Annotated in this window: 20 protein-coding genes and 1 pseudogene; 12 read left to right on the top strand and 9 right to left on the bottom strand. The window is 70.8% G+C overall.

The window, feature by feature from the left end; genetic code table 11:
- Nucleotides 1–21 precede the first annotated feature (21 nt).
- The 3 genes from ACFY1E_RS09775 to ACFY1E_RS09765 are packed head-to-tail and all read left to right on the top strand — an operon-like array spanning nt 22 to nt 8,864.
- On the top strand, nt 22–5,925 hold the full coding sequence (locus tag ACFY1E_RS09775) for an SDR family oxidoreductase (RefSeq protein ID WP_389073476.1): 5,904 nt from the start codon (nt 22–24) through the stop codon (nt 5,923–5,925).
- Nucleotides 5,926–5,953: 28 nt separating this feature from the next.
- Nucleotides 5,954–8,389, top strand: a complete 2,436-nt coding sequence (locus tag ACFY1E_RS09770; RefSeq protein WP_389073475.1) for a KR domain-containing protein — start codon at nt 5,954–5,956, stop codon at nt 8,387–8,389.
- A 55-nt stretch (nt 8,390–8,444) separates the two neighbouring features.
- Nucleotides 8,445–8,864, top strand: a complete 420-nt coding sequence (locus tag ACFY1E_RS09765) for an ester cyclase (RefSeq protein ID WP_389073473.1) — start codon at nt 8,445–8,447, stop codon at nt 8,862–8,864.
- A 49-nt stretch (nt 8,865–8,913) separates the two neighbouring features.
- Here the strand turns inward: ACFY1E_RS09765 and ACFY1E_RS09760 are convergent, their stop codons facing one another.
- Nucleotides 8,914–9,372, bottom strand: a complete 459-nt coding sequence (locus ACFY1E_RS09760; RefSeq protein WP_389073471.1) for a nuclear transport factor 2 family protein — start codon at nt 9,370–9,372, stop codon at nt 8,914–8,916.
- Between the two features lie 50 nt (nt 9,373–9,422).
- Between ACFY1E_RS09760 and ACFY1E_RS09755 the strand changes: the two genes are divergently transcribed.
- Both ACFY1E_RS09755 and ACFY1E_RS09750 read left to right on the top strand, forming a co-directional pair.
- Nucleotides 9,423–10,310, top strand: a complete 888-nt coding sequence (locus ACFY1E_RS09755) for an SDR family NAD(P)-dependent oxidoreductase (RefSeq protein WP_389073469.1) — start codon at nt 9,423–9,425, stop codon at nt 10,308–10,310.
- A 9-nt stretch (nt 10,311–10,319) separates the two neighbouring features.
- Nucleotides 10,320–11,786 carry a cytochrome P450 gene (locus ACFY1E_RS09750; protein ID WP_389073466.1) on the top strand — a complete coding sequence of 489 codons (1,467 nt, stop codon included), beginning with the start codon at nt 10,320–10,322 and terminating at the stop codon, nt 11,784–11,786.
- Between the two features lie 25 nt (nt 11,787–11,811).
- Here ACFY1E_RS09750 and ACFY1E_RS09745 read toward each other — a convergent pair whose 3' ends face one another.
- Nucleotides 11,812–12,960, bottom strand: a complete 1,149-nt coding sequence (locus ACFY1E_RS09745) for an RNA polymerase sigma factor (protein ID WP_389074867.1) — start codon at nt 12,958–12,960, stop codon at nt 11,812–11,814.
- A 5-nt stretch (nt 12,961–12,965) separates the two neighbouring features.
- Nucleotides 12,966–13,385: a YciI family protein gene (locus ACFY1E_RS09740; RefSeq protein WP_115912020.1), complete on the bottom strand. Its 420-nt coding sequence runs from the start codon at nt 13,383–13,385 to the stop codon at nt 12,966–12,968.
- 149 nt (nt 13,386–13,534) lie between these two features.
- Here ACFY1E_RS09740 and ACFY1E_RS09735 point away from each other — a divergent pair, with 149 nt between their 5' ends.
- Entirely contained in the window at nt 13,535–14,278 is a 744-nt protein-coding gene (locus tag ACFY1E_RS09735) for a VOC family protein (RefSeq protein ID WP_389073464.1), read from the top strand.
- A 93-nt stretch (nt 14,279–14,371) separates the two neighbouring features.
- Here the strand turns inward: ACFY1E_RS09735 and ACFY1E_RS09730 are convergent, their stop codons facing one another.
- Together ACFY1E_RS09730 and ACFY1E_RS09725 are read right to left on the bottom strand one after the other, a co-directional pair.
- Complete coding sequence (locus tag ACFY1E_RS09730; RefSeq protein WP_389073461.1) at nt 14,372–14,788, bottom strand: hypothetical protein; 417 nt, start codon at nt 14,786–14,788, stop codon at nt 14,372–14,374.
- A gap of 59 nt (nt 14,789–14,847) precedes the next feature.
- Nucleotides 14,848–15,390, bottom strand: a complete 543-nt coding sequence (locus tag ACFY1E_RS09725) for a GNAT family N-acetyltransferase (protein ID WP_389073459.1) — start codon at nt 15,388–15,390, stop codon at nt 14,848–14,850.
- 137 nt (nt 15,391–15,527) lie between these two features.
- On the opposite strand from ACFY1E_RS09725, the pseudogene ACFY1E_RS09720 reads away from it, so the two are divergent.
- Together ACFY1E_RS09720 and ACFY1E_RS09715 are read left to right on the top strand one after the other, a co-directional pair.
- A pseudogene (locus ACFY1E_RS09720) lies at nt 15,528–15,740 on the top strand (IS630 family transposase); the annotation flags it as partial.
- Nucleotides 15,741–15,983: 243 nt separating this feature from the next.
- Nucleotides 15,984–16,292, top strand: coding sequence for an immunity 53 family protein (locus ACFY1E_RS09715; protein WP_389074864.1), 309 nt, complete (start codon nt 15,984–15,986; stop codon nt 16,290–16,292).
- Nucleotides 16,293–16,340: 48 nt separating this feature from the next.
- Here ACFY1E_RS09715 and ACFY1E_RS09710 read toward each other — a convergent pair whose 3' ends face one another.
- Entirely contained in the window at nt 16,341–17,192 is an 852-nt protein-coding gene (locus tag ACFY1E_RS09710; protein ID WP_389073456.1) for a helix-turn-helix transcriptional regulator, read from the bottom strand.
- An 85-nt stretch (nt 17,193–17,277) separates the two neighbouring features.
- Here ACFY1E_RS09710 and ACFY1E_RS09705 point away from each other — a divergent pair, with 85 nt between their 5' ends.
- Nucleotides 17,278–18,069, top strand: coding sequence for an SDR family NAD(P)-dependent oxidoreductase (locus tag ACFY1E_RS09705; RefSeq protein WP_389073453.1), 792 nt, complete (start codon nt 17,278–17,280; stop codon nt 18,067–18,069).
- Between the two features lie 21 nt (nt 18,070–18,090).
- On the opposite strand, the gene ACFY1E_RS09700 is transcribed toward ACFY1E_RS09705, so the two are convergent.
- On the bottom strand, nt 18,091–18,471 hold the full coding sequence (locus ACFY1E_RS09700; protein ID WP_389073451.1) for a winged helix-turn-helix transcriptional regulator: 381 nt from the start codon (nt 18,469–18,471) through the stop codon (nt 18,091–18,093).
- A gap of 134 nt (nt 18,472–18,605) precedes the next feature.
- Between ACFY1E_RS09700 and ACFY1E_RS09695 the strand changes: the two genes are divergently transcribed.
- The gene (locus tag ACFY1E_RS09695) at nt 18,606–19,013 is read left to right on the top strand and encodes a RidA family protein (RefSeq protein ID WP_389073448.1); all 408 of its coding nucleotides are present in this window, start codon (nt 18,606–18,608) and stop codon (nt 19,011–19,013) included.
- A gap of 216 nt (nt 19,014–19,229) precedes the next feature.
- On the opposite strand, the gene rho is transcribed toward ACFY1E_RS09695, so the two are convergent.
- The gene (rho, locus tag ACFY1E_RS09690) at nt 19,230–20,372 is read right to left on the bottom strand and encodes a transcription termination factor Rho (protein WP_389073446.1); all 1,143 of its coding nucleotides are present in this window, start codon (nt 20,370–20,372) and stop codon (nt 19,230–19,232) included.
- A gap of 437 nt (nt 20,373–20,809) precedes the next feature.
- On the opposite strand from rho, the gene ACFY1E_RS09685 reads away from it, so the two are divergent.
- Nucleotides 20,810–21,730, top strand: a complete 921-nt coding sequence (locus tag ACFY1E_RS09685; RefSeq protein WP_389073444.1) for a zinc-binding dehydrogenase — start codon at nt 20,810–20,812, stop codon at nt 21,728–21,730.
- Between the two features lie 265 nt (nt 21,731–21,995).
- Here ACFY1E_RS09685 and ACFY1E_RS09680 read toward each other — a convergent pair whose 3' ends face one another.
- Nucleotides 21,996–22,763: an NPP1 family protein gene (locus ACFY1E_RS09680; RefSeq protein WP_389073442.1), complete on the bottom strand. Its 768-nt coding sequence runs from the start codon at nt 22,761–22,763 to the stop codon at nt 21,996–21,998.
- Nucleotides 22,764–22,910: 147 nt separating this feature from the next.
- Here ACFY1E_RS09680 and ACFY1E_RS09675 point away from each other — a divergent pair, with 147 nt between their 5' ends.
- Complete coding sequence (locus tag ACFY1E_RS09675) at nt 22,911–23,411, top strand: winged helix-turn-helix transcriptional regulator (protein ID WP_389073440.1); 501 nt, start codon at nt 22,911–22,913, stop codon at nt 23,409–23,411.
- The last annotated feature ends 47 nt before the right edge of the window (nt 23,412–23,458 follow it).

Below are 23,458 nucleotides of genomic sequence, written 5' to 3'. Positions count from 1 at the left end.
ATACGAAGGACACGGATTTCGATGAGGGACCTCACCGGCAAGGTGGCGCTGGTAACCGGCGGGTCGAGGGGGATCGGAAAGGCCATCGTGCGGGACCTCGCCGCACGGGGGGCCGACATCGTCCTCAACTACTTCCACTCGCACGAGCAGGCCAAGCGGACGCGCGACGAACTCGTCGCCGAGGGAGCCCGGGTCGATCTCGTACGGGCCTCGGTGGCCCGGCAGGAACAGGTCGAGCGGATGTTCCAGGAGGTCGACCGGCTGCACGGCAGGCTCGACATCCTCGTCAACAACGCGGCGAACGGCGCCCTGCTGCCGCCGGACGAGATCACCGAGGACCACCTCGACAAGGCGATCGAGACCAACTACAAGGGCGGACTGCGCTGTTCACGGGCCGCGGCACCGCTGATGGGGCGGGGCGGGGGCGGCTCCATCGTCACGGTGTCCGCGCTGGGCGGCTCGCAGATGGTGATGGCCAACTACTCGGCCTGCGCCCCGGCGAAGGCGGCCGCCGAGGCCGCCGCCCGCTATCTCGCGGTGGAACTGGCGCCCTCGGGCATCCGGGTCAACATCGCCTCGGCCGCCATGCTGAGCAGTGAGGTGGCGGACAAGTTCCCCGATGCCGGGCAGATGCAGGATGTCATCGCACGGGCCACACCGTGGGGGCGGCTCGGCAGGCCGGAGGAGTTCGCCGCGCTCGTCTCCTTCCTCGCCTCCGACGACGCCAGGTGGATCACGGGACAGGTCGTCCTGGCCGACGGCGGCCTCACCCTCGGCGCCGCCCTTCTCTCGCCACCGGCCCCGCCTCCGGTACCACCATCCGTCTCGCCTCCGGCGCAGACCGTCGAGGCGCCCGCTGCTCATGAGACCGTGGAACCGGTCGAGTTCGGCGACGATGCCATCGCCGTCGTCGGCATGGGCATGGCCGTCGCCGGGGCCAACAGCCCCGACGAGTTCTGGAAGCTGCGCACGACAGGCGACGAGCTCTTCGTCAAGGTCCCCCGCGAGCGCTGGCAGCACGACAGCTTCCACTCCTCCGACCTGGCCGCCGAGGACAAGGCGTACGCCGAACAGTGCGTGTTCATCACGGACTTCGCCGCCGCCGAAGGGTCCCTGGAGGACATGCCGGACGGCCGGGAAGAGACAGAGCTCACCACCAAGTGGCTGCGCCACAGCCTGGTGCAGGCGCTCGACGGCGTCACGCGCCGTGACACCGACAGGTGCTCCTTCGTGGTCGGCTACACCCCCGACGGCAGCCAGCACCTCGAAGAGGCGGGCGTCCTTGCGAGCGCGCACCGGCTGACGCACGGCATCGTCGACGATCTGCGGGTCCCGGACGAGCAGCGGGACACGCTCCGCAAGGGCATCGACCAGGCCCTGACCGAGCGGTACCGGCGCGGTGCCCGCTCCCCCTCGCGCTTCCTGCCCCACCGCGTCGGCGAAGTGGCCATGGACGGCGTCCTTCCGCCCTCCACCGAACTCCACATGGTCGACACCGCCTGCTCCTCGTCGCTGTACGCCGTCGACATCGCGGCCAAGGGCCTGCTGATGGGCAAGCAGGACATCGCCGTGTGCGGTGGCGCCTTCGCCCTGGCGCCGCGCGGCACCGTCCTGTTCTCGAAGCTCCAGGGCCTGTCCAAGCGCGGGACCGTGCACGCCCTCGACGAGAGCGCCGACGGTGTGATCTTCGCGGACGGCGCCGCCCTCGTCGTACTCAAGCGGCTGAGCAGGGCCCAGCAGGACGGCGACCGGGTGCTCGGGGTGCTGCGGGCGTTCGGCTCGTCCTCCGACGGCAAGGGCAAGGCGATCTACGCACCCAACGCGCAGGGGCAGGGCCTGGCGGTGCGGCGGGCCCTGGAGGGCGGTGAGGTCGACAGCGCCGACGTGCAGTGGATCAACGCGCACGCGACCGGTACACCCGCCGGTGACCTGGAGGAGTTCACCACACTGCGGGAGCACTTCGGTACCTCCGCTCCGACGGCCGTCACCTCCAACAAGTCGCTGCTGGGACACACCGGTTGGGCCGCCGGTGTCGTCTCGCTCATCGAGAGCCTCAAGGGTCTGGAGCAGCACACCATCCCCGGCCAGTTCCGCCTCGACACCCCGCGTGCCGACTTCCGCCTCGAGGACACGCGGCTGGAGGTCAGCGCGGAGCCGAGGCACTGGCCCGAGGGCGGGCAGCGGCCCCGGCTGGCGGCCGTGTCCGGGTTCGGCTTCGGAGGAACGAACGCCCATCTCATCGTCTCCGAGAACCGCCCGCGCGCCGAGGCGGCCGAGGCGCGGACCCCGGCCACGAAGGCGCCCGCCACCGACAGCCGGGTGGCCCTCGTCGGCTGGTCGGCCCATGTGCCGGGCCTGGACGGGCGCGAGGACGTGACCAGCTGGCTGAAGGGCGGCCGGCCGCCGCTGGACAGCTTCGGAGCGGACTACCCGGTGCCGCCGTTCAACAAGGTCCGGCTGCCTCCCAAGACGATCCGCGCCCTGGACCGGTGCCAGCTGATGATCCTCGAATGCGCCCACGAACTCCGTGACCGGATGCCGGACTTCTGGAACGAGCAGGCCCCGAAGACCGGGGTGTTCGTAGGGCACATGGGACCGACCAGGGCCGCGATGCTCTACGCCAACCGGTGCTACCTGGACGACATCGGCGAGGCACTCGGCGCGTCACCCCTCGCCGGATCCGCCGAGGTGCCCGGGGTCCTCGACCGGCTGCGGGAACAGGTGCGGTCCATGATCCCGGAGTCCAACGAGGACTCGTTCCCCGGTCAGATGCCCAACATCATCTCCGCCCGGGTCGCGAACTACTTCGACCTCAACGGCTCCAACATGACGCTGGACTCGGGCTTCGCCTCCGCTCTGTCCTCGATCACCCTGGCCGGCCGTTATCTGCGGACCGGGGAGCTGGACTTCGCCCTGGCCGGGGGGATCAACGGCAACAGCCTCCCGGAGTACCGGTCCCTCGTCGGCGACCTGCTGCCTGAGCAGGAGGAGCAACTGGCCGAGGGCGCCTTCCTGTTCGCGCTGACCACCGAGGAACGGGCCCGGAGCGCGGGCCTGCCCGTCCTGGCGTACGTGGACGAGACGTTGGACGAGGCGGCTGAGCACGAGGCGGTGGTGTGCGGGGCCGGAGCCCCGGAGAACGCCCGCTACCTGGGCGCGGCCGGAGGCCTGGCCGTCCTCAGGGCCCTGCACGGCCCCGCGGGGAGTGTGACGGTCTCCAGTGCGGAAGACGCAAGCGCCACCGGGCCCAGGCTCAGGCTGACCGTCCCCGGCGGCCGCACCACCGCGACCACCCCCGAAACCCTTCGCGACGGCTTCCGCTCGACCACCCACACCGAAGGCGGCGAGCCCCTGCGGGTCCGGCGTCGGGTCCCGGTGTGGGATGCCGCCCCGTCCCGCCCGGCCGGTGAGCCGGTCCCGTTCCTGCCGGACGGCGCCGTCGTCGTCACCGACGCACCCGACCTGGTGGCCCGGGCGGCAGGCCCGGACTCCGCGCTCACGGTACTGTCCACCGCCCCGCTCGACACCTCCCGGGCCGGCTGGCACCACCTGTCGCGGGTCACCCCCGAGGTCGTACGCGAGGCACTCTCGGGCACCACCGGGCCGATCACCCGGCTGCGGATCCTGAGCGATCTCAGCCGCGCCGTGCCGCCGGACGAGGTTCTCTCCATGGCCGGCGCACCCTCTCTGCTCGCCCTGCACGACGCCGTGTACCTGGCCCTGCAGTTCGCCTACGACGATCTGGCCCGGCCCGGTTCGGCCGTGATGATGCTCCTGCTGGGCGCCGTGCAGGACGGCACACCGCACCCCTTCTCCGGTCTCTTCACCGGCCTCCTGAAGACCGCAGGCCTGGAACTGGCCGAAGGCGGCAGCCTCGCGTACCTCACCTCAGGCGGCGACGTGGCGGCGGCGGTACGCGGTGTCGAGGCGGAGAGCGGTGGAGGCCGCGACTTCCCCGTGGTCGTCGAGAACGACGGGGTGCGCGGTACCTGGCGGCTGCGGGACGAGCCGGTCACGCTGGACGAGGGCACGCCCGTCGCGCTGAACCGGGAGTCCGTGATCGTCGTGGCCGGCGGCACCCGGGGAATCACCGCCGAGGTGGTCAAGTCCCTTGCCAGGGAGTTCGGTTCACGCATCCACGTATTCGGCAGCAACGACCTCGACGCCCATCCGCCCTCCGTCTTCGCCGGTACCGACGAGGAGTTCGCCGCGGGGCGGGCCGCGTACATCTCCGCCGAACTCGCCAAGGGCGGCGGCCGGAACGTCGCAAGCATCACCAAGGACTTCGACCGGATGCTCAACGCACGTGAGTCCCGGCGCAACCTGGAGGAGATGGCCGCCGCGAGCGGCGCCGACCGGGTCACCTACCGCACCTGTGACATGCGTGACGGCGCCGAGGTGGAGAAGGCCCTGGGCGAGGTTCTGCGGGAGCACGGCCGGATCGACCTCCTCATCAACGCCGCGGGGCTCCAGCGCTCGGCACTCATCAAGGACAAGGACTTCGCGGAGTTCACCGCCATCCGGGACCTGAAAGTGCAGTCGTATCTGAACCTGAAGTACGCGCTGCGCGACGCCCCGCCGCGTCTTTGGTGCAACTTCGGTTCCCTGCTGGGTCACTTCGGGCAGCTCGGCGAAGCCGACTACGCATCTGCCAACGACTTCCTGAGCAGCGCCGCGACCCACGCGGCGGCCACCTCCGGCCATCCGGAGGTCACCATCGGGTGGACCCTGTGGGGGAGTGTCGGCATGGGCGCGGGCGAGCTGACGAAGGCGTACTACGAACGGGCCGGCTCCTACAGCAGCATGCCGGTGCCCGAGGGCGTCCACCACTTCGTGCAGGAGCTGCACGCCCCCGTCCGGCGCCCCTCCGTCGTACACCTGGGGGACGCGGAAGAGGCCACGGTGGAGAAGTTCTACCCCGGCTATCTGGAGCCCGAGGACACCCCGGCGCCCCCGGCCGCGAGGCCCGCGCCCCCCGGTTTCTTCCTGCGCCGCCTGGTGTCCTCGGACGACCGTTCCGCCGAGTTCGCCTGCCCCTTCGACCTGCGGACCGACGGCTATCTGGAACACCACACCGTGCGCGGCGAACCGACGCTGCCCGGCACCTTCGTGACCGAAATCGCGGCCGAGGCGGCCCGCCATCTGGTGCCCGGCCGGTCCGTGATCGCCTTCGAGGACCTGAGGTTCGAGCACTTCCTGCGGGTGTACCGCGATGTCCCGACGGCGCCGAAGCGCATCACGGCGGAGATCGTCGAGGACGAAGGGGACACCACCGTCGTCCAGGTCCACGTCTCCGAGGACGTGGTGTCACCGGGCGGCGTCGTCCTGGTGGAGAACAGGCCGCACTTCGCGGCCCGGGTGGTCCTCGCGGACGAGTTCGCCCCCGCCCCGCGCTGGGATCCCTGGGACAGCGCGGACGACACTCCCGTCCCCGATCCGTACCACCGGCCGGGCTCGCCGGTCCGGCTGAGCGGGCCGTTCGTCTCGACGACCGGCACCGGCATCCATCCCCTGGGCAAGCGGGGACGGTACTCACTCTCGCTCCCCTCGGACGACCCGGTGTGGCCGCGGTTCACCGTGCCGTGCGTGCTGCTGGACGGACTGGCCAGGGTCGGGGTGCTGGACCTGGTGGACGGCCGGCTGGTGCCGGTCGCCGCACCCCTGTCGATCCGCCGTATCGACCTCTACGAGGAGACGAACGACCACACCCTGTCGACCGAGCCGGGTCCCATCGACCTGTACGCCACGCCCCCCGGGTTCGGCCTGTCCGCGGACCGGGTGGACAACCGGTTCGTCGCCGCCCGTTCCGACGGCCGGATGGTCCTCCAGATGAAGGACCTCCGGGCGGCGCTGATCGGCTACGTCGACGCCCGCACGGGTGAGGCCGTGTCCGCCGACGGCGTCCGACCGCCGCGACCGACGTGATCCGCGTGACCAGGAAGGAACGTGAAGCATGCTGACGACTTCGCGGGAGTCGCCGTCCAGCGTCGTGCCCGCCGCCACCGGGGAGCCGCCGCCCGGGGACCCGGCGGTGCAGCCGACGACCCGGATGGTGTGGCGGCCCGCCGCGCTGCCACCGCTCACCCCGGACACCTCGCGGCCGGCCGGGATGCGGGTCCTGCTGCTCGCCGGCGACGACGAGAGCGCCGAGCGCGTCGAGCGCGAACTGACCGCACACGGGGCACGAGTACGGCGCCGCACACCCGCCACCGTCGCGGCCGCCCCCGGCGACGGCGTGGTGGACGCCATCGTCGACCTCACCCTGGGCGGCGGGACACCCGCGCACGGCACGAAGGACCTGACGGGCGTGTGGCGCGAGCCGCTGCTGCGGACCGTGACCGCGCTGCGCGAGCAGTACGAGGACTGGGCCGCGGAGACCTCCGCGCGGCGGCTGTTCTATCTGGCCGTGACCCACCTCGGCGGCGGGATGGGGCAGCATCCGGACGACGACCTGGCCCAACCGCTGGGCGGCATCTGGGCGGGGCTCGCCAAGACCCTGCACCGGGAGTTCCCCAACTGCAACGCGCGCGTCGTGGACACCGCGCTCTCGGCGGCGGAGGACCTGCCCGGCGTCGTCGTGAGCGAGCTGGGCAGGACCGGCGAGATCGAGGTCGGTCACCGCGACGGACGGCGCCTCACCCTGTCTCCCGTCGCGGCACCGGTCGGTCCCCCCACCGTGAGCCTGGGCCCCGACGACTGCGTCCTGGTCTCGGGAGGCGGGCGCGGCATCGGCTGGGAGCTCGCCCGCACACTCGCGGAGCAGCACGGTACGCGGGTCGTCGTGACCGGCCGGGAGCCCTTCCCCTCCGCGGACGAACCGTGGTTCGGTGCTGACGCGGACGAACTCAAGGCGTACGAGCAGGAGTTGTGGTCCGGCAGCCGCCGTGGGCGCCCGCTGCCCGAGATCCGCCGCGACATCGCCCGCGTCCGCCGCCTGTGGGAGCTGGCGGGCAACATCACCGGCGCCCGGGCCCGCGGACTGCGCATCGAGTACGTCCCGTGCGACTTCACCGACCTGGAGCAGGTGCGCGCCCTGCTGGCGCGGGAGGGCGACGCGCTGACCGGCGTCGTGCACAACGCGGGCGTGGACACCGCGGCCAGGCTGCCCAAGAAGACCGACGACGACATCCTGCGGACCGTGGCGACGAAGATCGACGGCTTCGTCCATCTCTTCGGTGAACTCGCCGACAGCAGGCTGAAGTTCTTCTGCAACGTGGGCTCGCTCACCGGACGGCTGGGCGGCATGGTCGGCCAGCTGGAGTACGCCGCCGCCAACGAGGCGCTCGCCCGGCTGGGCCGGTGGGCCGACCGCCGGGCCGCCTACCCGGTGATGACGCTCGCCTGGCCGACCTGGGACCGTATCGGCCTCATCGCGAACTTCTCGGCGACGCGGCGCTACATGGCACCGCTCGGCGTCGCCGACGGACTCGCCAAGTGGCAGGCCGAGCTGCTGGCGGGCTCCGCCGGTGAGGTCACCTTCGTAGGTCCGCTCGGCGATGCCGTCGACCCCGGCCAGGCCACTGGTTACCCGGTCGTGCCCGACCTGCCCGGATACGCCGAGGTGTACCCGAAGATCCACCACCTCGGCGAGGTGACGTCCTACGAGCCGCACGCCCGGCTGGTGTCGAGGGTCCGCTTCGACCGGGAGACCACCCCGGCGCTGACGGACTTCCTGGTGGACGGCTCCGAGGCGGTCCCGGTGAGCCTGCTGCTGGAGAACGCGGTCCGGGGAGCGGAGTGGGTCGTACCGCCGGACTTCCCGGAGCTGCGCCTCGACTGCGTGGAGGATGTCGTCGTCCCCCTGGACCTGTTGCGGCTCGACGGGCCGGTCGCCGTCTGGGAGCGGGAGCTTCGAGGCGTTCACGACGGACGGTCCTGGACGGTCGAGGCCTGCTTCCGGCGACCCGGTGGTTCGGGCCCGGAGGCGCGGGCGCGGATCGTGTACGCACCGGGGGACACCCGCTCACCCGCCCCGCCACGCAGCGGACTCACCCGGATGACCACCTGGCGCTCGGGTCCCGAATTGCTGAGCTGGCGTTCCTCAGTCGTGCCCCGCGCACGGTGGACCCGTACCGAGGAAGGCCGCTGGGCCGGCGAGGTGCGCCCCTGCGCGCCCAATGACCTGTGGGCGACGGCGGCCGTTCCCCGCACCGCCCTGGCCCTGTCCGCGCTGGAGAACGTGGTGCGGCTGTGCGCGAGACAGGGCGCGGGGATCTCGGTCGCGGTCGACCCGCTGACCGTGGGACGCATCACCGTCCACGCCGAGGAGAACGGGAATTCCGTCATCGAAGGAGATCCCGCACTCGGCACCTGGAAAATCACGAGCGCGGCCTCCGGTGTCCGCGTCATGACGATAACCGGATTCGAGGGCCCGGTCGCGGGCGATTGACGAACCGATCGATCACCGACACCTCACAGAACCCACGGAATGGGAGTGGAGCAGAATGTCGAACACCTTGAAGAACAAGGCAGTTCTGGAGCGCTACTACGAGGAATGCCTCAACAAGGGAAATCTCGACGTCATCTACGAGGGTGCCGCCGAGGACCACATCAGCCACGGGACGGCCCCGAACGGCGAAGAGGGCGTGGAACACCTCAAGGAATGGGTGCGGATCCAGCGCGCCTCCTTCCCCGACCTCCATGTCACGGTGGACGACTGGATCCTGGAGGGCGAGAAGGTCGTCAGCCGTTTCACCGCACGGGGCACCCACACCGGCGATCCCTACGAGGGGATCCCGGCCGCAGGGCGGGAGTTCGCCGTCCCCGGAATCGTCATCGACGAGTTCCGTGACGGGGTGATCGTGGAGAGCTGGTTCTCCCTGGACGCCTTCGACCTCGCCAAGCAGCTGGGTGCCTTCGGCTGAGCGTGCGCCGGCACCGGCACCCCGCGGGTGCCGGTGCCGGTCGAGGGGGTCAGCGCTTGTCCGTGATGGGCTCGGCATGGGCTTCGGCGTTCCCCGAGGCGGCGATCCGGTCGAGCGCCCGCTGCAGGACGACGGTGTCCTCCAGAGTGTGGATCTCGGTGATGCGCCCCCACTTGAGATACATGAACTGGGTCATGACGTTGTCGTAGCGGGTGCCGTCGGGCAGCGGGCCGCCGATCCGTACCCTGGTGGCCACTTTGGTCAGCCAGGGGCCGCCGGAAATGATGATTTCCTGCGGTTCGAATTCGGCATCGGGGATGAGCCGGAAGACCCGCTGCCACCACAGGCTCATGGATTCGACGGTATGGCGCTCGCCGGAGAGCGCATGCTCCCCGTAGAAGACGTACGTGAATTCGGGTGCGAGTGTGTCCACCATGGACTGCCAGTTTCCGGAGTTGATGTCGGAGAACGCTTTGCGTAGCTTCGCGGCCACGATCCGGTGATACATGCCCGGCACCTTTCCGTAACGGCCCGCCCCAAACCGTGAAGAGGCAGATCGTGAACAAACGACCGAATCCCGTGCTGATCACGGGCTGTTCGTCCGGCATAGGCCGGGCCTGCGCGCTGCGGATGCACCGCAGCGGAATGCTCGTGTACGCCACCGCGCGCAGGCCGGAAACACTCGCCCCGCTCGCCGCGGAGGGCATCCGCACGCTGCGGCTGGACGTCACCGACGAGGACAGCATGCGTGCGGCCGTCGACGCGGTCGAAGCGGAGCACGGCGCGGTCGGCACCCTCGTGAACAGCGCCGGGTTCGCCGTCTCCGGTGCCGTGGAGGAGATCGAACCCGACCGGATGCGGGGGCAGTTCGAGACCAACGTCTTCGGACTGGCCCGGCTCAGCCAACTGGTCCTGCCCGGCATGCGGGCCGCCGGCAGCGGGACCGTCGTGAACATCTCGTCGATCTTCGGCCGTTACGCGGTCCCGGGCGGCGGCTTCTACCAGGCGTCCAAGCACGCCGTCGAGGCGCTCAGCGACGCGCTGCGGCTGGAGACGGCCGGCTTCGGCATCAGGGTCGTCGTCATCGAGCCGGGCCCGGTGCGCACCACCAACTTCGGCTCCACGTACGTCGACAACCTCCCGTCCACGGGTGACGTCTACGACGAGTTCCGCGAGCGCACCGCCGAATACTTCGAGGCGATCTACACGGGCAGCCGCCGCACCCTGGCCGGCACCTTCACCGTCCACGCCGACGACGTGGCCCGCGTGGTGGAACGCGCCGTCCACAAGCGGCGCCCCCGCGCCCGCTACACCGTCGGCTTCCTCGCCCGGAGCACCATCGCGCTGCGGCGGCTGGCCCCGGACGCGGTGTTCGACCACCTCTTCGTGCGGCGCGCCTTTCCGGTACCGCACAGCACGGCCCAGCCGCGCAGCCTGACCAGGTAAGGACCCTTGGTGACCACCACATCCACGACCACGTCCACACCCACAGCCCTTCGCACCGCCCCCGGCCCCAAGGGCACCCCCCTCCTGGGCAGCCTCGGTCCCTGGCGCCGCAACACCGCCGAGTTCCTGCTCGGCCTTCAGCGCGACCACGGAGAGATGGTCCGCATACGGCTGGGGCCGATGACCGTCCATCAGGTCACCGACCCCGAGGCGGTGCGCAGGGTGCTGGTGGAGAACAACGCCAACTACGTGCGCGGACCGCTCTACGAGCAGTTCGGCGTGGTCATGGGCAAGGGCCTGCTCACCTCGGACGGCGACTTCTGGCGCGGACACCGCCGGGCCGTGCAGCCGGTGTTCCTCAAGAACGCGGTCACGGACATCGTGCCCAACATCGTCGCGGCCACCGAGGAGATGCTCGACGAATGGGATGCCAAGGCCGCCCGGGACGAGCCCGTGGACCTCATGACCGAGATGCTGCGCCTCACCCTGGTCACGCTCAGCCGCTCGCTGTTCGCCTACGACATCAAGCCCGCGTCGGCCGTGCTGAAGCGGATCGTCGACGATGTCGTGGAGGTCATGTTCCGGCGGGGCACCGCGTCCGAGATGCTTCCGTCCTGGCTGCCCACGGCCCGCAAACGCAAGATCGACCACATTCACCGGGTCTTCGACAAGGTGGTCGCGGACGTCCGCGAGAACCACGCGCGGACCGGGGAGGGCCCACTGATCGCCCTGATGGAGCAGGCCGAGGACCCGGCGACCGGCGAGCCGTGGACCGACCGGCAACTGCGCGACGAACTGCTCACCATCTATCTGGCGGGCCACGAGACCACCGCCGTCTCCCTGTGCTGGACCCTGCTGTCCATCGCCAACCACCCGCATGTGCAGGCCGAGTTGGACGAGGAGATCAACGGCGTGCTGGGCGGTGCGACTCCCGACGCCGACAGGGCGGCCGAGCTGACGTACACGCGGATGGTGGTGGACGAGAGCCTGCGGATGTATCCGCCCATCTGGATCTTCCCGCGGGCCGCCGTCGGCCCGGACACCCTCGGCGGCTACGGCATCGAGGCCGGTTCGTCGATCCTGCTCTCGCCCCTGGCCTCGCACCACAACCCGCGCCACTGGGACAACCCGGTGGCCTTCGACCCGTACCGCTTCACCCCGCAGGCCGTACGGGAGCGGCCCCGTATGGCGTACCTGCCCTTCGGGGCGGGCCCTCGGCAGTGCGTCGGCAACAACATGGCGCTGCTCGAACTGCGGATCATCGTCGCGATGATCAACCAGCGGTTCCGGCTCAACCTCGTCCCGGGAGACTCGCTGCAGTACGGCTCCCCGGTGATCTCCCTTCGCCCTCTGCGGGACGTGATGGTGCGGCTGCGTCCACGCGAGCGCAGCACGGGCGCCGTCTCCGCGTCACGCGCCGGCCTCGGCGCACCGGCGGCCGAGTCGGCGTGCCCGTACCGCCCGGAGGGCAGGTAGGCACCCGTTCGGGAAGTACCGCCCGTCAGGGACTTCGGCGGGTGTTGAGCCGGGACGCCTGGCGGGTGAGGTAGTCGCGTTCGGCCAGGTTGGGTGCCTTGCGGGCCGCCTCGGCGTACAGCCGGGCCGCCGTGGCCAGGTCGCCGTCGCGTTCGTGCAGGTACGCCGCCACGGCGGTGTGGCGGGGCAGTGAGTCGTCGTCGAGGGCCGCGAGCGCCGTCAGGCCGGCGCGCGGGCCGTCGGCCTCGCCGACGGCGACCGCGCGGTTGAGACGGACGACGGGGCTGTCGGTCAGGCGCGTGAGCTCGTCGTACCACTCGACGATCTGCACCCAGTCGGTCTCCTCGGCGGTGGGTGCGTCGGCATGGAGTGCCGCGATGGCGGCCTGGGCCTGGAACTCGCCCAGCCGGTCGCGGGCCAGGGCGGCCTGCAGGATCTCGACCCCCTCGGCGATCAGCTTCGTGTCCCACCGGGTGCGGTCCTGCTCGGCGAGCGCCACCAGGCTGCCGTCGGCCGCGGTGCGGGCGGCGCGCCGGGCGTGGTGGAGCAGCATGAGGGCGAGCAGCCCGGCCACCTCGGGGTGGTCGAAGCCGGCTGCGAGCCTGCGGGTCAGCCGGATGGCCTCGGCGGCGAGGTCGACGTCGCCCGAGTAGCCCTCGTTGAAGACCAGATACAGCACACGCAGCACGGTGGCGACATCGCCGGGCTGGTCGAACCGCACGCCGGACACGGTGCGCTTGGCCCGGCTGATGCGCTGCGCCATGGTCGCCTCGGGCACCAGATAGGCCTGGGCGATCTGGCGGGTGGTGAGGCCGCCGACTGCGCGCAGCGTGAGCGCGACCGCGGACGACGGCGTCAGCGACGGGTGGGCACACAGGAAGTACAGCTGGAGCGTGTCGTCCACCGCGGACGCGGGCCCCGGAGCCGGCTCCTCCTCGACGCGGTCCTCGCGCCGACGGCGGGCGGCCTCCGCCCGCCGCGCGTCGAGGAACTTCCGCCAGGCCACGGTCACCAGCCAGCCCTTCGCGTCCCGCGGAGGGTCGGCCGGCCAGACGCGGAGCGCCTCGACGAGCGCGTCCTGCACGGCGTCCTCGGCCGCGGCGAAGTCGGCTCCGCGGCGGACGAGGACGGCGAGCACGCTCGGCGTGAGGTTCCTGAGCAGGGCCTCTTCGATCTGAGTCACTTGAAGGTGCACTCCGTGGTGGTGGGCTGCGCGCCCAGGAACGGGCGCAGCTCCAGCCACTCGTGGATCGGCTTGCCGCCCGCACCCGGCGCTGCCGACAGCTCCCCGGCCAGCTCGACGGCGCGCTCGTGGCTGTCGACGTCAATGATCATCCAGCCGGCGATGAGGTCCTTGGTCTCGGCGAACGGGCCGTCGGTGACCGGGGGGCGCCCCTCGCCGTCGTAACGGACGAAGGTCCCCTCGGGGGCGAGTGCCTGGCTGTCGACGAACTCGCCGGTCTCCTCCAGCCGCGCCGCGAAGTCGCGCATGTACTGCACATGGGCCGAGATCTCCTCCGGCGTCCACTGCTCCATCGGCACGTCGTTGACCGCAGCGGGGGCGCCGCGGTAGTGCTTGAGCAGCAGGTACTTTGCCATCGTGGTTCTCCTCGGTGTGGTGCGGCCCATTGTGGTCGCGTCCACCCCGGGGACGGAGCCGGACGCGGGTTCTCGACATCGCCGTCCGAGTTTTTTCCGTCGAGTGGACAGTTCTCCTGAGGCGGCGGCTGATACCTAAGATCGTCGGCATGGTGCTGCGACCCGTTCAGCTGAACATCAAGGCTGTCGACGCCCCGGCGGTCGGCCGGTTCTGGGCGGAGGCGCTCGGCCGGCATGCGTACAGTCCCGGCGTGACCACCTACGTCGGACCTGCCGGCGGCCTCGTCTGGCCGCACCCGACCGTCCTCGGCATCGACGTCGTTCCCGTCCCGGAACCCAAGACGACGACGAAGAACCGCGTACACCTCGACCTCGCCACCACCTCCGCGGCCCATCAGGCGGAGCTGATCGCACGCCTTGAGGCTCTCGGTGCGACGCAGGCCGACGTGGGCCAGGGCAAGGTGCCGTGGACGGTCCTCGCCGACCCCGAGGGCAACGAGTTCTGCGTGCTGGAGCCCCGGGAGATCTACCGCGACACCGGGCCGATCGCCGCGGTGGTGATCGACTGCGCGGACCCGCGGGCCATGGCCCGGTTCTGGGACGAGGCGCTGGACTGGAACCTGCACGAGGTGAGCGACGATCATGCGTCGCTGCGCTCCGCCGAGGGTGTCGGCCCGTATCTCGAGCTCCTCCGCACGCCCGACGCGAAAACCGTGCCGGACCGCATCCATCTCGACCTGCTGCCCCACCCCGGTGACGACAAGGCGGCGGAGGTGGCCCGGCTGCGCGCCCTCGGCGCCACCGACCTCGACGTCGGCCAGGGCGACGTCCCGTGGACGTGCCTGACCGACCCGGAGGGCCACGAGTTCTGTGTCCTCGCCCCCACGGTCTAGTGCCGCATCGGGCAACGTTCGCCCCTGTCGACCACCTCAGGTAGCCCTTCGTCCGCGCGTGCCGCCGGGCCGGTGGGTCCCAGGGAAACCGAATTACCGCGTCGGATCGGCGTGCGGCGAGACACGTGGAGTCGTCGGCTTGCCGGGCTCGGGCTCGGCGTCGCCGAGGTAGTAGACAGCTCCGGATTCACGGCGTTGTGTGCTCACGATCAGCCAGCCCACGATCTGCCCCCGTGCGTCGCGAACTTGCCAGGGATCGAGACCGGCCCCCCAGTACACCCGCTGGCCGCTGCGTTGTCCGGGGGCGAGTCGGCCGCTCATGTCGTGGCAGTCACGTCCACGGCTGTCACCGCACTCGAACAGGACAGCTGGGGAGCCGGTGTCATTGACGAAGGCGATGGAACTGAAGTTGGCGGGGTCCGTGGGATCCGCGGTCGCCGGATCGCAAGCACTCAGAACTCCCACGACGAGCGCGGCGACCGGCCAGGCTCTGTGCGGACGAGTACCCAAGTCGAACCTCCCGTTCGGCGACGAGAGCCTACAGAAGGCAAAGGTTGCCTGCCGCGGCACTAGCTCGTGGCGCCGGGCTTCCAGTCCTTGACGAGGAGCCCGAGCAGCACCTCGTCCAGGAACTCGCCCATCACCCAGGCCGAGGAGCGCAGGACGCCCTCGCGGACGAAGCCGTTGCGCTCGGCGGAGCGCAGCATCGCCGCGTTGTCCGACAGCGTCTCGATCTGCAGCCGCTGCAGGCCGAGCACGACGAAACCGTAGTGGCACAGCACCGCGACCACGTCGGTGCCGTAGCCCTTGCCGCGGCAGGACGGCCGCAGGCCCAGCCCGATGTGCGCGGACCGGTTGTGGTTGTCGATGCCCCACAGCGTCGCGGTGCCGACCAGGGTGTCGCCCTCCAGTGCCACCACGGAGAACCTGACGCTCCCCTCCTTCGTGTCGTCCACGACGAGCCGCCGGTCCTTCGAGCCGGGCGCGATCGGCCGCCACGGCCCGCTCTCGGACCGCGAGGAGTTGACCACGTCGTCGTAGAGCTCGGCCCGGAGTATCGGGATGTCGTCCTCGTGCCGGGCCCTGAGCCCGACCTTGCTTCCTCTGAGCACGCACGCTTCCTATCCGACCGGCCCGGTCGTCGGCAAACCAATAAGTGTCCTCAACTGTCTGGTGGGAGCCAGGTGTTGGCGCCGTAGCGGTCGGCGATCACGACCCACGTGGGTCCGATCCGACCGCTGGAGGTGTGGTGGCCGCGCCTGTCCGTGTGCGCAGACTGACCGACCAGGAGGGGCGGCTGCAGCAGATCGTGCGTCGGGGCAGCACCAGCTCGGTGCGCCATCGGCGGGCGATGATGCTGCCGGCCTCGGCCGGCGGGAACCGGGCGCCGGTGATCGCCCAGCTGGTGCAGGCCGATGAGGACACCGTGCGCGATGTGAACCACCGGTTCAACGAGATCGGCCGTCTTTGGTCGCTGCGCAAGCTTGTCGTCGATCCGCGCGGCCAGGCCCGACGGAGCACCGATCTACGCGATCATGGACAACGCGCAATGCCAACGCCCGCCACCGCGACGTCCTGGCCGCCGAGCGCAGGGAACGGGCCCGCATCCGCGGCGAGAAGGGCATGCGCTGGGGCGGACGCCCACTCGCTATCGCGGCCTCAGCGACCCGGCGAACCTATGGTCAGAGCACTAGCATCCCCTGGCGTGAGCAATTCGGAGAACGTTCTTGACTGGCTGCAGAACTGGTACGCGGCGCAGTGCAACGAGGACTGGGAGCACGAGTGGGGCGTGAAGATCGCCACGCTCGACAACCCCGGCTGGATCGTCACGATCGACCTGGAGGAGACGGACCTGGAGCAACACGAGTACCCCCGCCAGGACGTCAACCGCAGCCCTCACGACTGGGTCTGGGCCTGGACTTCCGAGAAGACCTTCCACGCCAGATGCGGCCCCGGCAACCTCACCGAAGCCCTCGCCTTGTTCCGCTCCTGGGCGACCTCGAACACTCCCTGAGCAATCACGCAGCGGCGGGCTACGGAATGAACCCATGCGGTCAGAGCACTAGCGCCGGTAGTCACCCGCCTCGGCGCCAAGGACGTTCAGCAGGGCCAGAGCGTCGGCGCCGGGGGAGCCGGGTGGCGCACTGTAGAGCACGAGGTGCTGGTCGCGGTCGGTGAGGGCGAGCGTGTCGCAGTCGACGGTGATCTCGCCGACGGTCGGGTGGCGGAAGCTCTTGGTGAGCGTCGGCGCGGCGTGCACGTCGTGCCGTTCCCACAGCCGGGCGAAGTCGGGGCTGCCGGCGCGGAGTTCGTCGACGAGGCCGGTCACTGCGGGATCCGCCGGATAGCGGGCGAGGGTGGTGCGGAGCTGCATGACCACGTGGTGGCGGAACTCGGCGGCGTCGGAGATCCCGTACAGGGGCGCATCGGCGGACGTCGGCCCGAGGAATGCACGGCGTGCGAGATTGCGGTCCTCTTCGGCGAGTACTGCGAAGTCCTCCATGAGCGCGGCCGCGAGATCGTTCCACGCGAGCACCTCGAACGCGGCGGATATCACGAAGGCCGCCGTCTGCGGCAGCCGCTCGAGGAGCGCGAGGATGCTCGGGCGGACGTCCCGCCGGTGCAGCCGGGCAAGGGTCGGCGCGGTTCCCGCGAGGACGTGAAGGTGGTCGCTCTCGGCGTCGGTGAGCCGCAGCGCGCCCGCGATCCCGCTGAGGACCTCGGCGGACGGTCTGGGCGCCCTGCCCTGCTCGAGCCGGACGTAGTACTCGGTGGAGATGTGCGCGAGGACCGCGGCCTCCTCGCGGCGCAGCCCCGGTGTCCGGCGTCGCGGGCCGGCGGGAAGGCCCACGTCCTGCGGCTTGAGCCGCTCGCGGCGGCTGCGGAGGAACGCTCCGAGCTCCTGCTTGTCCATACGGCAAGTGTGCCCGCGGCGCGGCGGCGGATCCTGGTACTGGCTGTGCCTGTATCCGGCCGGCAGCCGGGCAGACGCTGCTGTCATGACGAACACCACTGACACTCACATCGCCACCACGGGCCTGCTGACCGGCAAGGTCGTCCTGATCACCGGCGCCAGCCGGGGCATCGGGGCGGCCGCGGCCCGGCTCTTCGCCTCCGAGGGCGCCGCCGTCGTGCTCGCCGCCCGCAGCACCGGCGCCCTCGACGCGCTCGTCGCCGAGATCCGCGCGGACGGCGGCGCCGCCGACGCCGTCCCCCTGGATCTCGCCGACCGGGCGAGCATCCGGGCCGCCGTCGACCGCGTCGAGAAGCTGCACGGCCGGCTGGACGGCGCCTTCAACAACGGCGCCGTCCCCCAGCAGCAGTTCGGGCCGGTCGACACCACCAGCGACGAGGACATCGACGAGCAGTTCGCCATCAACTTCCGCGGGCACTGGACCGCCATGACCGCCGAGGCCGCCCTCATGCGACGAGGCGGCGGCGGGGCGATCGTCAACACCTCGAGCATCGGCAGTCGCCGCGCGAACCCCGCGCTGCCCGCCTATGGCGCCATGAAGCGCGCGCTCAACAGCCTCACCGAGACCGCCGCGGTCAACTGGGCCGGTGACCGCATCCGGGTCAACGGCATCACCCCCGGCGGCACCTCCACCCAGATGATCGACACCTGGGAAGCGGCGTCTCCGGGCATCGTCGAGCAGATCACCGCGAGCATCCCGCTCGGAGGGATGGCCGAACCAGGGCAGATCGCCGAAGCAGCCGCCTGGCTGCTCAGCGACCGCGCCTCGTACGTGACCGGCGCGATCCTCCCGGTCGACGGCGGCGCCGGCGCCTGAACGAGCAGCAGCCCTGGCTCGTCAGGCTTCGAACTCCCGCCGCGCCGACTCGATGTGCTCGAAGTACCGGTAGGTCCATTCGCACATCCCGTCGACCGTCGCCCGCAGTCCGCGGCCCGCCTCGGTCAGGGTGTACTCGACGCGAGGCGGGACGGTGGGGTGCACGGTCCGCTCGGCCAGACCGTTGCGCTCCAGCATGCGGAGGTTCTGGGTGAGCATCTTGTGGCTGATGCCCTCGACCCGGTCGCGCAGCTCACTGAAGCGCAGAGTGCCGTCCCCCAGCGCTTCGATGATCAGCAGTGCCCACTTGTTGGCGACGTCGGAGAAGATCTCCCGCCCCAGGGAGTCGGCCCGGCGCAGGTCGGCATCGTCGGACGAGCCGCTGAGCTGCTTGGTCACCATCTGGTTCCCCAGTCACTGAAAAGTGCGTTCTTCCATGTCAACGCACACTCTCCTACGGTTCCTGAGTAACCACAAGAGACCACGGGCTGGTCTGAGGAACGGGCTCGAAGAGCCCGCACAAGGAGGCGGACACCATGGCCATCACCCTGAGGAACCCGGACGGACTGCCGAAGATCGACGTCTACCGGCAGGTGGCGATCGCCTCCGGTTCGAAGCTGGTCTTCATCGCCGGGCAGGTCGCCTGGGACGCCGACGGGGTCACGGTCGGTGCGGGCGACCTGGCCGCGCAGGTCGAGCAGTGCTACCTCAACATCGCCGCCGCGCTGGCCGAGGCCGGGGGTTCCTTCGACGAGGTGGCGAAGCTGACCTTCTACGTCGTCGACTGGACCGCCGACAAGATGTCCCCGCTCCTGGAGGGAGTGGCCCGGGCGACCGAGAAACTGGGGGTCACTCCGACGCCGCCGACCACGCTGATCGGCGTGGCGGCGCTGGACGTCCCCGAGCATCTGGTCGAGATCGAAGCCACCGCGGTTCTCGACTGAGCAGGTACCGCTGAGCGCCGAAGCGGCCGGTGTTCAGCCGAGGGCCGAGGAGGGCGACAGGTCCTGGTCGGCGACCCAGGAAGCCAGGATGCGCAGCCGCTCGTGGGTGGGGGGTTTCCTCCCGGGACGGGGGAAGGGTTTCCTCCCGGGACGGGGCTCCGGGGGCGGCCCGGGCCGCACCAGGCAAGCTGCCTTGCGTCGTTTCCTGGGGCCGGGTCAGTCCGCCGGCAGCGTCGGCTGGATGCGACGCAGGAACGTGGCGTTGTCAGGGGTGTCCCGCATGCGCTCCAGGAGGGTTTCCAGGCCGGCCTGGCCGTCGCGGGACTGCAGGACACGGCGCAGGCCGCGTACGGCGGTCAACTCGGCCGCGGACAGCAGGAGTTCCTCGCGGCGGGTGCCGGACGGGACGATGTCGACGGCCGGGAAGACACGGCGGGCGGCGAGATCGCGGCTGAGGCGGAGCTCCATGTTGCCGGTGCTCTTGAGCTCCTCGAAGAAGTAGTCGTCGGCACGGGAGCCGGTCTCGACCAGCGCGGTGGCGAGGATCGTGAGCGAGCCGCCCTCCTCGGCCAGCCGGGCGGCGCCGAAGAACCGCTTGGGTCCGAGCAGCGCGGTCGCGTCGACGCCGCCGCTCAGCGTGCGGCCACCGGCGGCGGCCGCGTTGTTGTGGGCCCGGCACAGCCGGGTGAGTGAGTCGAGCAGGATGACGACGTCCTCGCCGGCCTCGACGAGCCGCTTGGCCCGCTCGATGACCAGTTCGGCCAGGGCGATGTGCTGCTTGGCAGGCCGGTCGAAGGTCGAGGCGTACACCTCGCCGCGCACGGAGCGCCGCATGTCGGTGACTTCCTCGGGGCGTTCGTCGAGCAGCACCACCATCAGGCGGCACTCGGGGTGGTTGCCGGCGACGGCGGCCGCGATCTGCTGCAGCAGCACGGTCTTGCCGGTTTTGGGCGGGGCCACCAGCAGGCCGCGCTGGCCCTTGCCGACGGGTGCGATCAGGTCGGCGACGCGCCCGGTGAGGCCGGCCGCCGGGTGTTCCAGGCGCAGCCGGTCGTGCGGGTGCAGCGGTGTGAGGTCGCGGAAGTGGCGGCGGCCGCGCAGTTCGTCGGGCGTGCGCCCGTCGACCCGTACGACCTCGGTCAGGGCGCGCCGGCCGTCGCGGACGCCTTCGACGAGGTCGCCCTTGCGCAGGCCGTGACGGCGGATCAGAGCGGGGGAGACCGAGACGTCGGAGGGCGAGGCCAGCATGCTCGCGGCGCGCAGGTGCCCCTTGCCGCCCGCGTCGATGTCGAGGACACCGGTGGCTTGCTGGGTCGTGGGCTCCTGTTTGACAGGGGGGTGTTCGAGAGTGGTGGTCATGGAGGTCGGTCCTTTCGAGGACGGATGGCATGAGACATGCGGAAGGAAGGGGTGGGAGGCCGCGGAACGGAGGCGGACCAAGCGCCTTCGGCGGCAGGAACAGCACCTCGGGTACGGCACAGCCGTGCCGGTCGCGAGGCGGTGCTGGAAAGCCTGTGCGCCGACCGGGAACGGTGGGCGATGCGGCGAACTGAAGAGGAACTGGCACCGGCGCCCTCAGAGGGGGCGTACACAAGTGCTGTCAGGACCGTACCACAACAGGTACGGCGCCAAACCGCCTTTCTGTACGGACCCAACGCGTTGACGGCCTCGCCTATTCCGCGCATTCGGCGGAACTCGACGACATGCAGCCGGCCGCCGCCCGGCACAGGCGGGAAGAACTCCGGATCGGTCACAGTTGGCGTGGGACGAGTGTCCGACGACGAGAAGGGCAAGTCATGCGCGCACTGATCGTGGACCCCGGGGCACCCGGACGACTGCGCCTGGGGGAGGCCCCTGATCCGCGGCCCGCGCCGGGCCAGGTGCTCGTCGAGGTCCGGCACACCTCGCTGAACGCGGCCGAGCTGTGGTTCGCGCAGCAGGCGGCGCCGGGCGAGGTGATCGGCTTCGATGCGGCCGGCGTCGTCGTGGGCGCCGCGGCTGACGGCACCGGGCCCGCGCCGGGCAGCCGGGTCGTGGGATTCGCGGAGGGCGGCGGATTCGGGGCGCTGCGGGTGATGGACGTGGCCGATGTCGCCGTCGTTCCGGACGGCGTCGACCTCGGTGAGGCGGCCGCGCTGCCGGTCGCCGCGGGCACCGCGCTGCGGGCGCTCGACCAGGCAGGGGCGCTGCTGGGCCGCCGGGTGCTGGTGACCGGGGCCTCCGGCGGCGTGGGCGGGTTCGCGGTGCAGCTCGCGCGGCTCGGCGGGGCGCAGGTCGTCGCGGTGGCCGGGTCCGAGGACGGGCGGCGGTGGGTTGCCGAACTCGGGGCGGACGAGGTGGTGGGCGGGGTCGGTGAGGTGACCGGGCCGCTCGACGTGGTCATCGACACCGTGGGCGGCGAGCAACTGGCTGCCGCCTACGGTCTGTTGGCGTCCGGCGGCAGCGTGCAGAGCATCGGCTGGGCGTCGGGGCGGGAGGCCGTGCTGCCCGTCGGGTCAACGCTGGGCAGCCCGGCGCCCAAGGCGATCGTGTCGGTCTACAACGGCGGCGGACTCACCGACCGGCAGGCCCAGTTGGGGCGGCTCCTGACCCTGGTCGCCGCCGGGAAGCTGCGTGTGCCGGTGGGCTGGCGCGGCCCCTGGGGCAAGATCGCGGATGCCGTGGAGGCGCTCGGCAACCGCAGCCTGCGCGGGAAGGCGATCCTCGACATCGAGTGATTTCCGTTCGCCCCGGACTCGGCGCCGTAAATGAGCGCCCCCGCGCCGACCGCCCCCGGGCATGGCATGGCGGTCGGCGTGGTGATCTGCGGCTGAGCCTGCCCGCTGGGCGCCCCGGTCACGTTCCTGCTGGTCCGTGGGAACAACGCGCGCTCGGCGGTGGCGGCGGGCGATCCGACGGTGCAGACGGCGTCGGCGTAACGGCAGGCGTGGAGGAGGCCGGGGTCCGTGACCCCGGCCTCCTCTCGTGTGCCCGACCATCCGGTCAGGCGTTGGGGTCGAACGGGATGCCGGCGGGCATGGAATGGGCCAGGGCGTAGGAGAAATCACCGTCCTTGATCTTGATGGTGGCGGCTCCGAAGTCCGCGCTCAGGAGCTTGTCGCGGAAGCCGTCGGGATAGCCGTTCCAGCCGACCAGACGGGGGTAGAACCAGCCGCCGGTGGCGTTCTCCGGCGGTTCGTCGTTGGTGTTGGCGAAGCGGAAGCAGTGCGTCGAGACGCCGTCCTTGTGGTAGACGACCTTCGGGTGGGTGCCGTCGAAGCGCACCGACGAGCGGGCCGCCACCTGATAGCCGCCGTGCTGCGACACCGACACGTACTCGACCTCGTTGTTCCTGATCCACACGACCACGTGCTCCCAGTCGTGGCGGTGTCCGATGGCGGCCGGTCCCAGGGTGGCCTGGTCCTTCTCGAAGTAGCTGGCGTACATCACGGCGCACCAGCCGTTGTTGCACTTCTCGCGTGAGTAGGTGTTGGCGTTGGCCAGCTGGGCCATGTCGTGGCAGTGGCCGTTGACGTCGCCGCCCAGCTTCAGGCCGGGGTTGATGGTGCCGTCGGCACCGATCGCGGCGGTGGCGTAGCAGCCGTCGCGGTCATAGTCGTATGCCGGGGAGAAGGACTGCTCCAGGCCGTCGGCGTTCTGCGGCAGCAACTGCAGGACGTTTGCATGGGCACTCGCCGGGATCGCCACGACGAGCGTCAGCGCGCCCACAGCGCCGACGACGGCCTTCGTGAAGGAGGTCAACTTGCCCATGGCAGCTCCTGGTTGGACGGATCGCGACAGCCTTACAGGTGGTCCAGACCATGGCAGGGTCCGCTGTAGCCGTCAATACTTAAGGAAAGAGATGAAGTTGGTGGCTGGAAGGGTGGGTCTCGTCGTGAGACTGGCTATCGTGAGTGCATGAAGCGGACGTCGTTCTCGAACTGGCCGTGCTCGATAGCCAGAACCATGGACCTGGTGGGTGACGCGTGGACGCCCCTCGTGCTGCGCGAGGCCTTCTACGGGATCCGCCGCTTCGACGAGTTCCAGAAGGAACTGGGCATCGCCCGCAACACGCTGGCCGACCGGCTGCGCCTCCTCGTGGACGAAGGTCTGCTCGACAAGCAGCCCTACCAGGACGAACCCCTGCGGCACGACTATGTGTTGACCGAAAAGGGACGGGATTTCTTCGGCGTGCTCGTCGCGATGTCCCGGTGGGGCGACCGCTGGCTGGCAAAGGGGGCGGGCGCCCCGGTCGTCTTCCACCACGACGCATGCGGCCACGACACCCGGGCCGAGGTGGTCTGCGCCGAGTGCCGGGAGCCCCTGCGGGCCGAGGACACCTCGATGCGGATGGGTCCCGGCTATCCCGAACGGCTGCGGCAACGGCCCGACATCCGGCGCCGTTTCGGTGCGGCCTGACGGCGCCGGCAGTCCCGGCGGAACGTCCCGGTCCCTCTTGACAGTCA

It is taken from the genome of Streptomyces sp. NPDC001604 (assembly GCF_042893475.1).
Classification (GTDB): Bacteria; Actinomycetota; Actinomycetes; order Streptomycetales; family Streptomycetaceae; genus Streptomyces.
The sequence above is the reverse complement of the archived record's forward strand: the minus strand, read 5'-3'. Positions and strand labels throughout refer to the sequence as shown.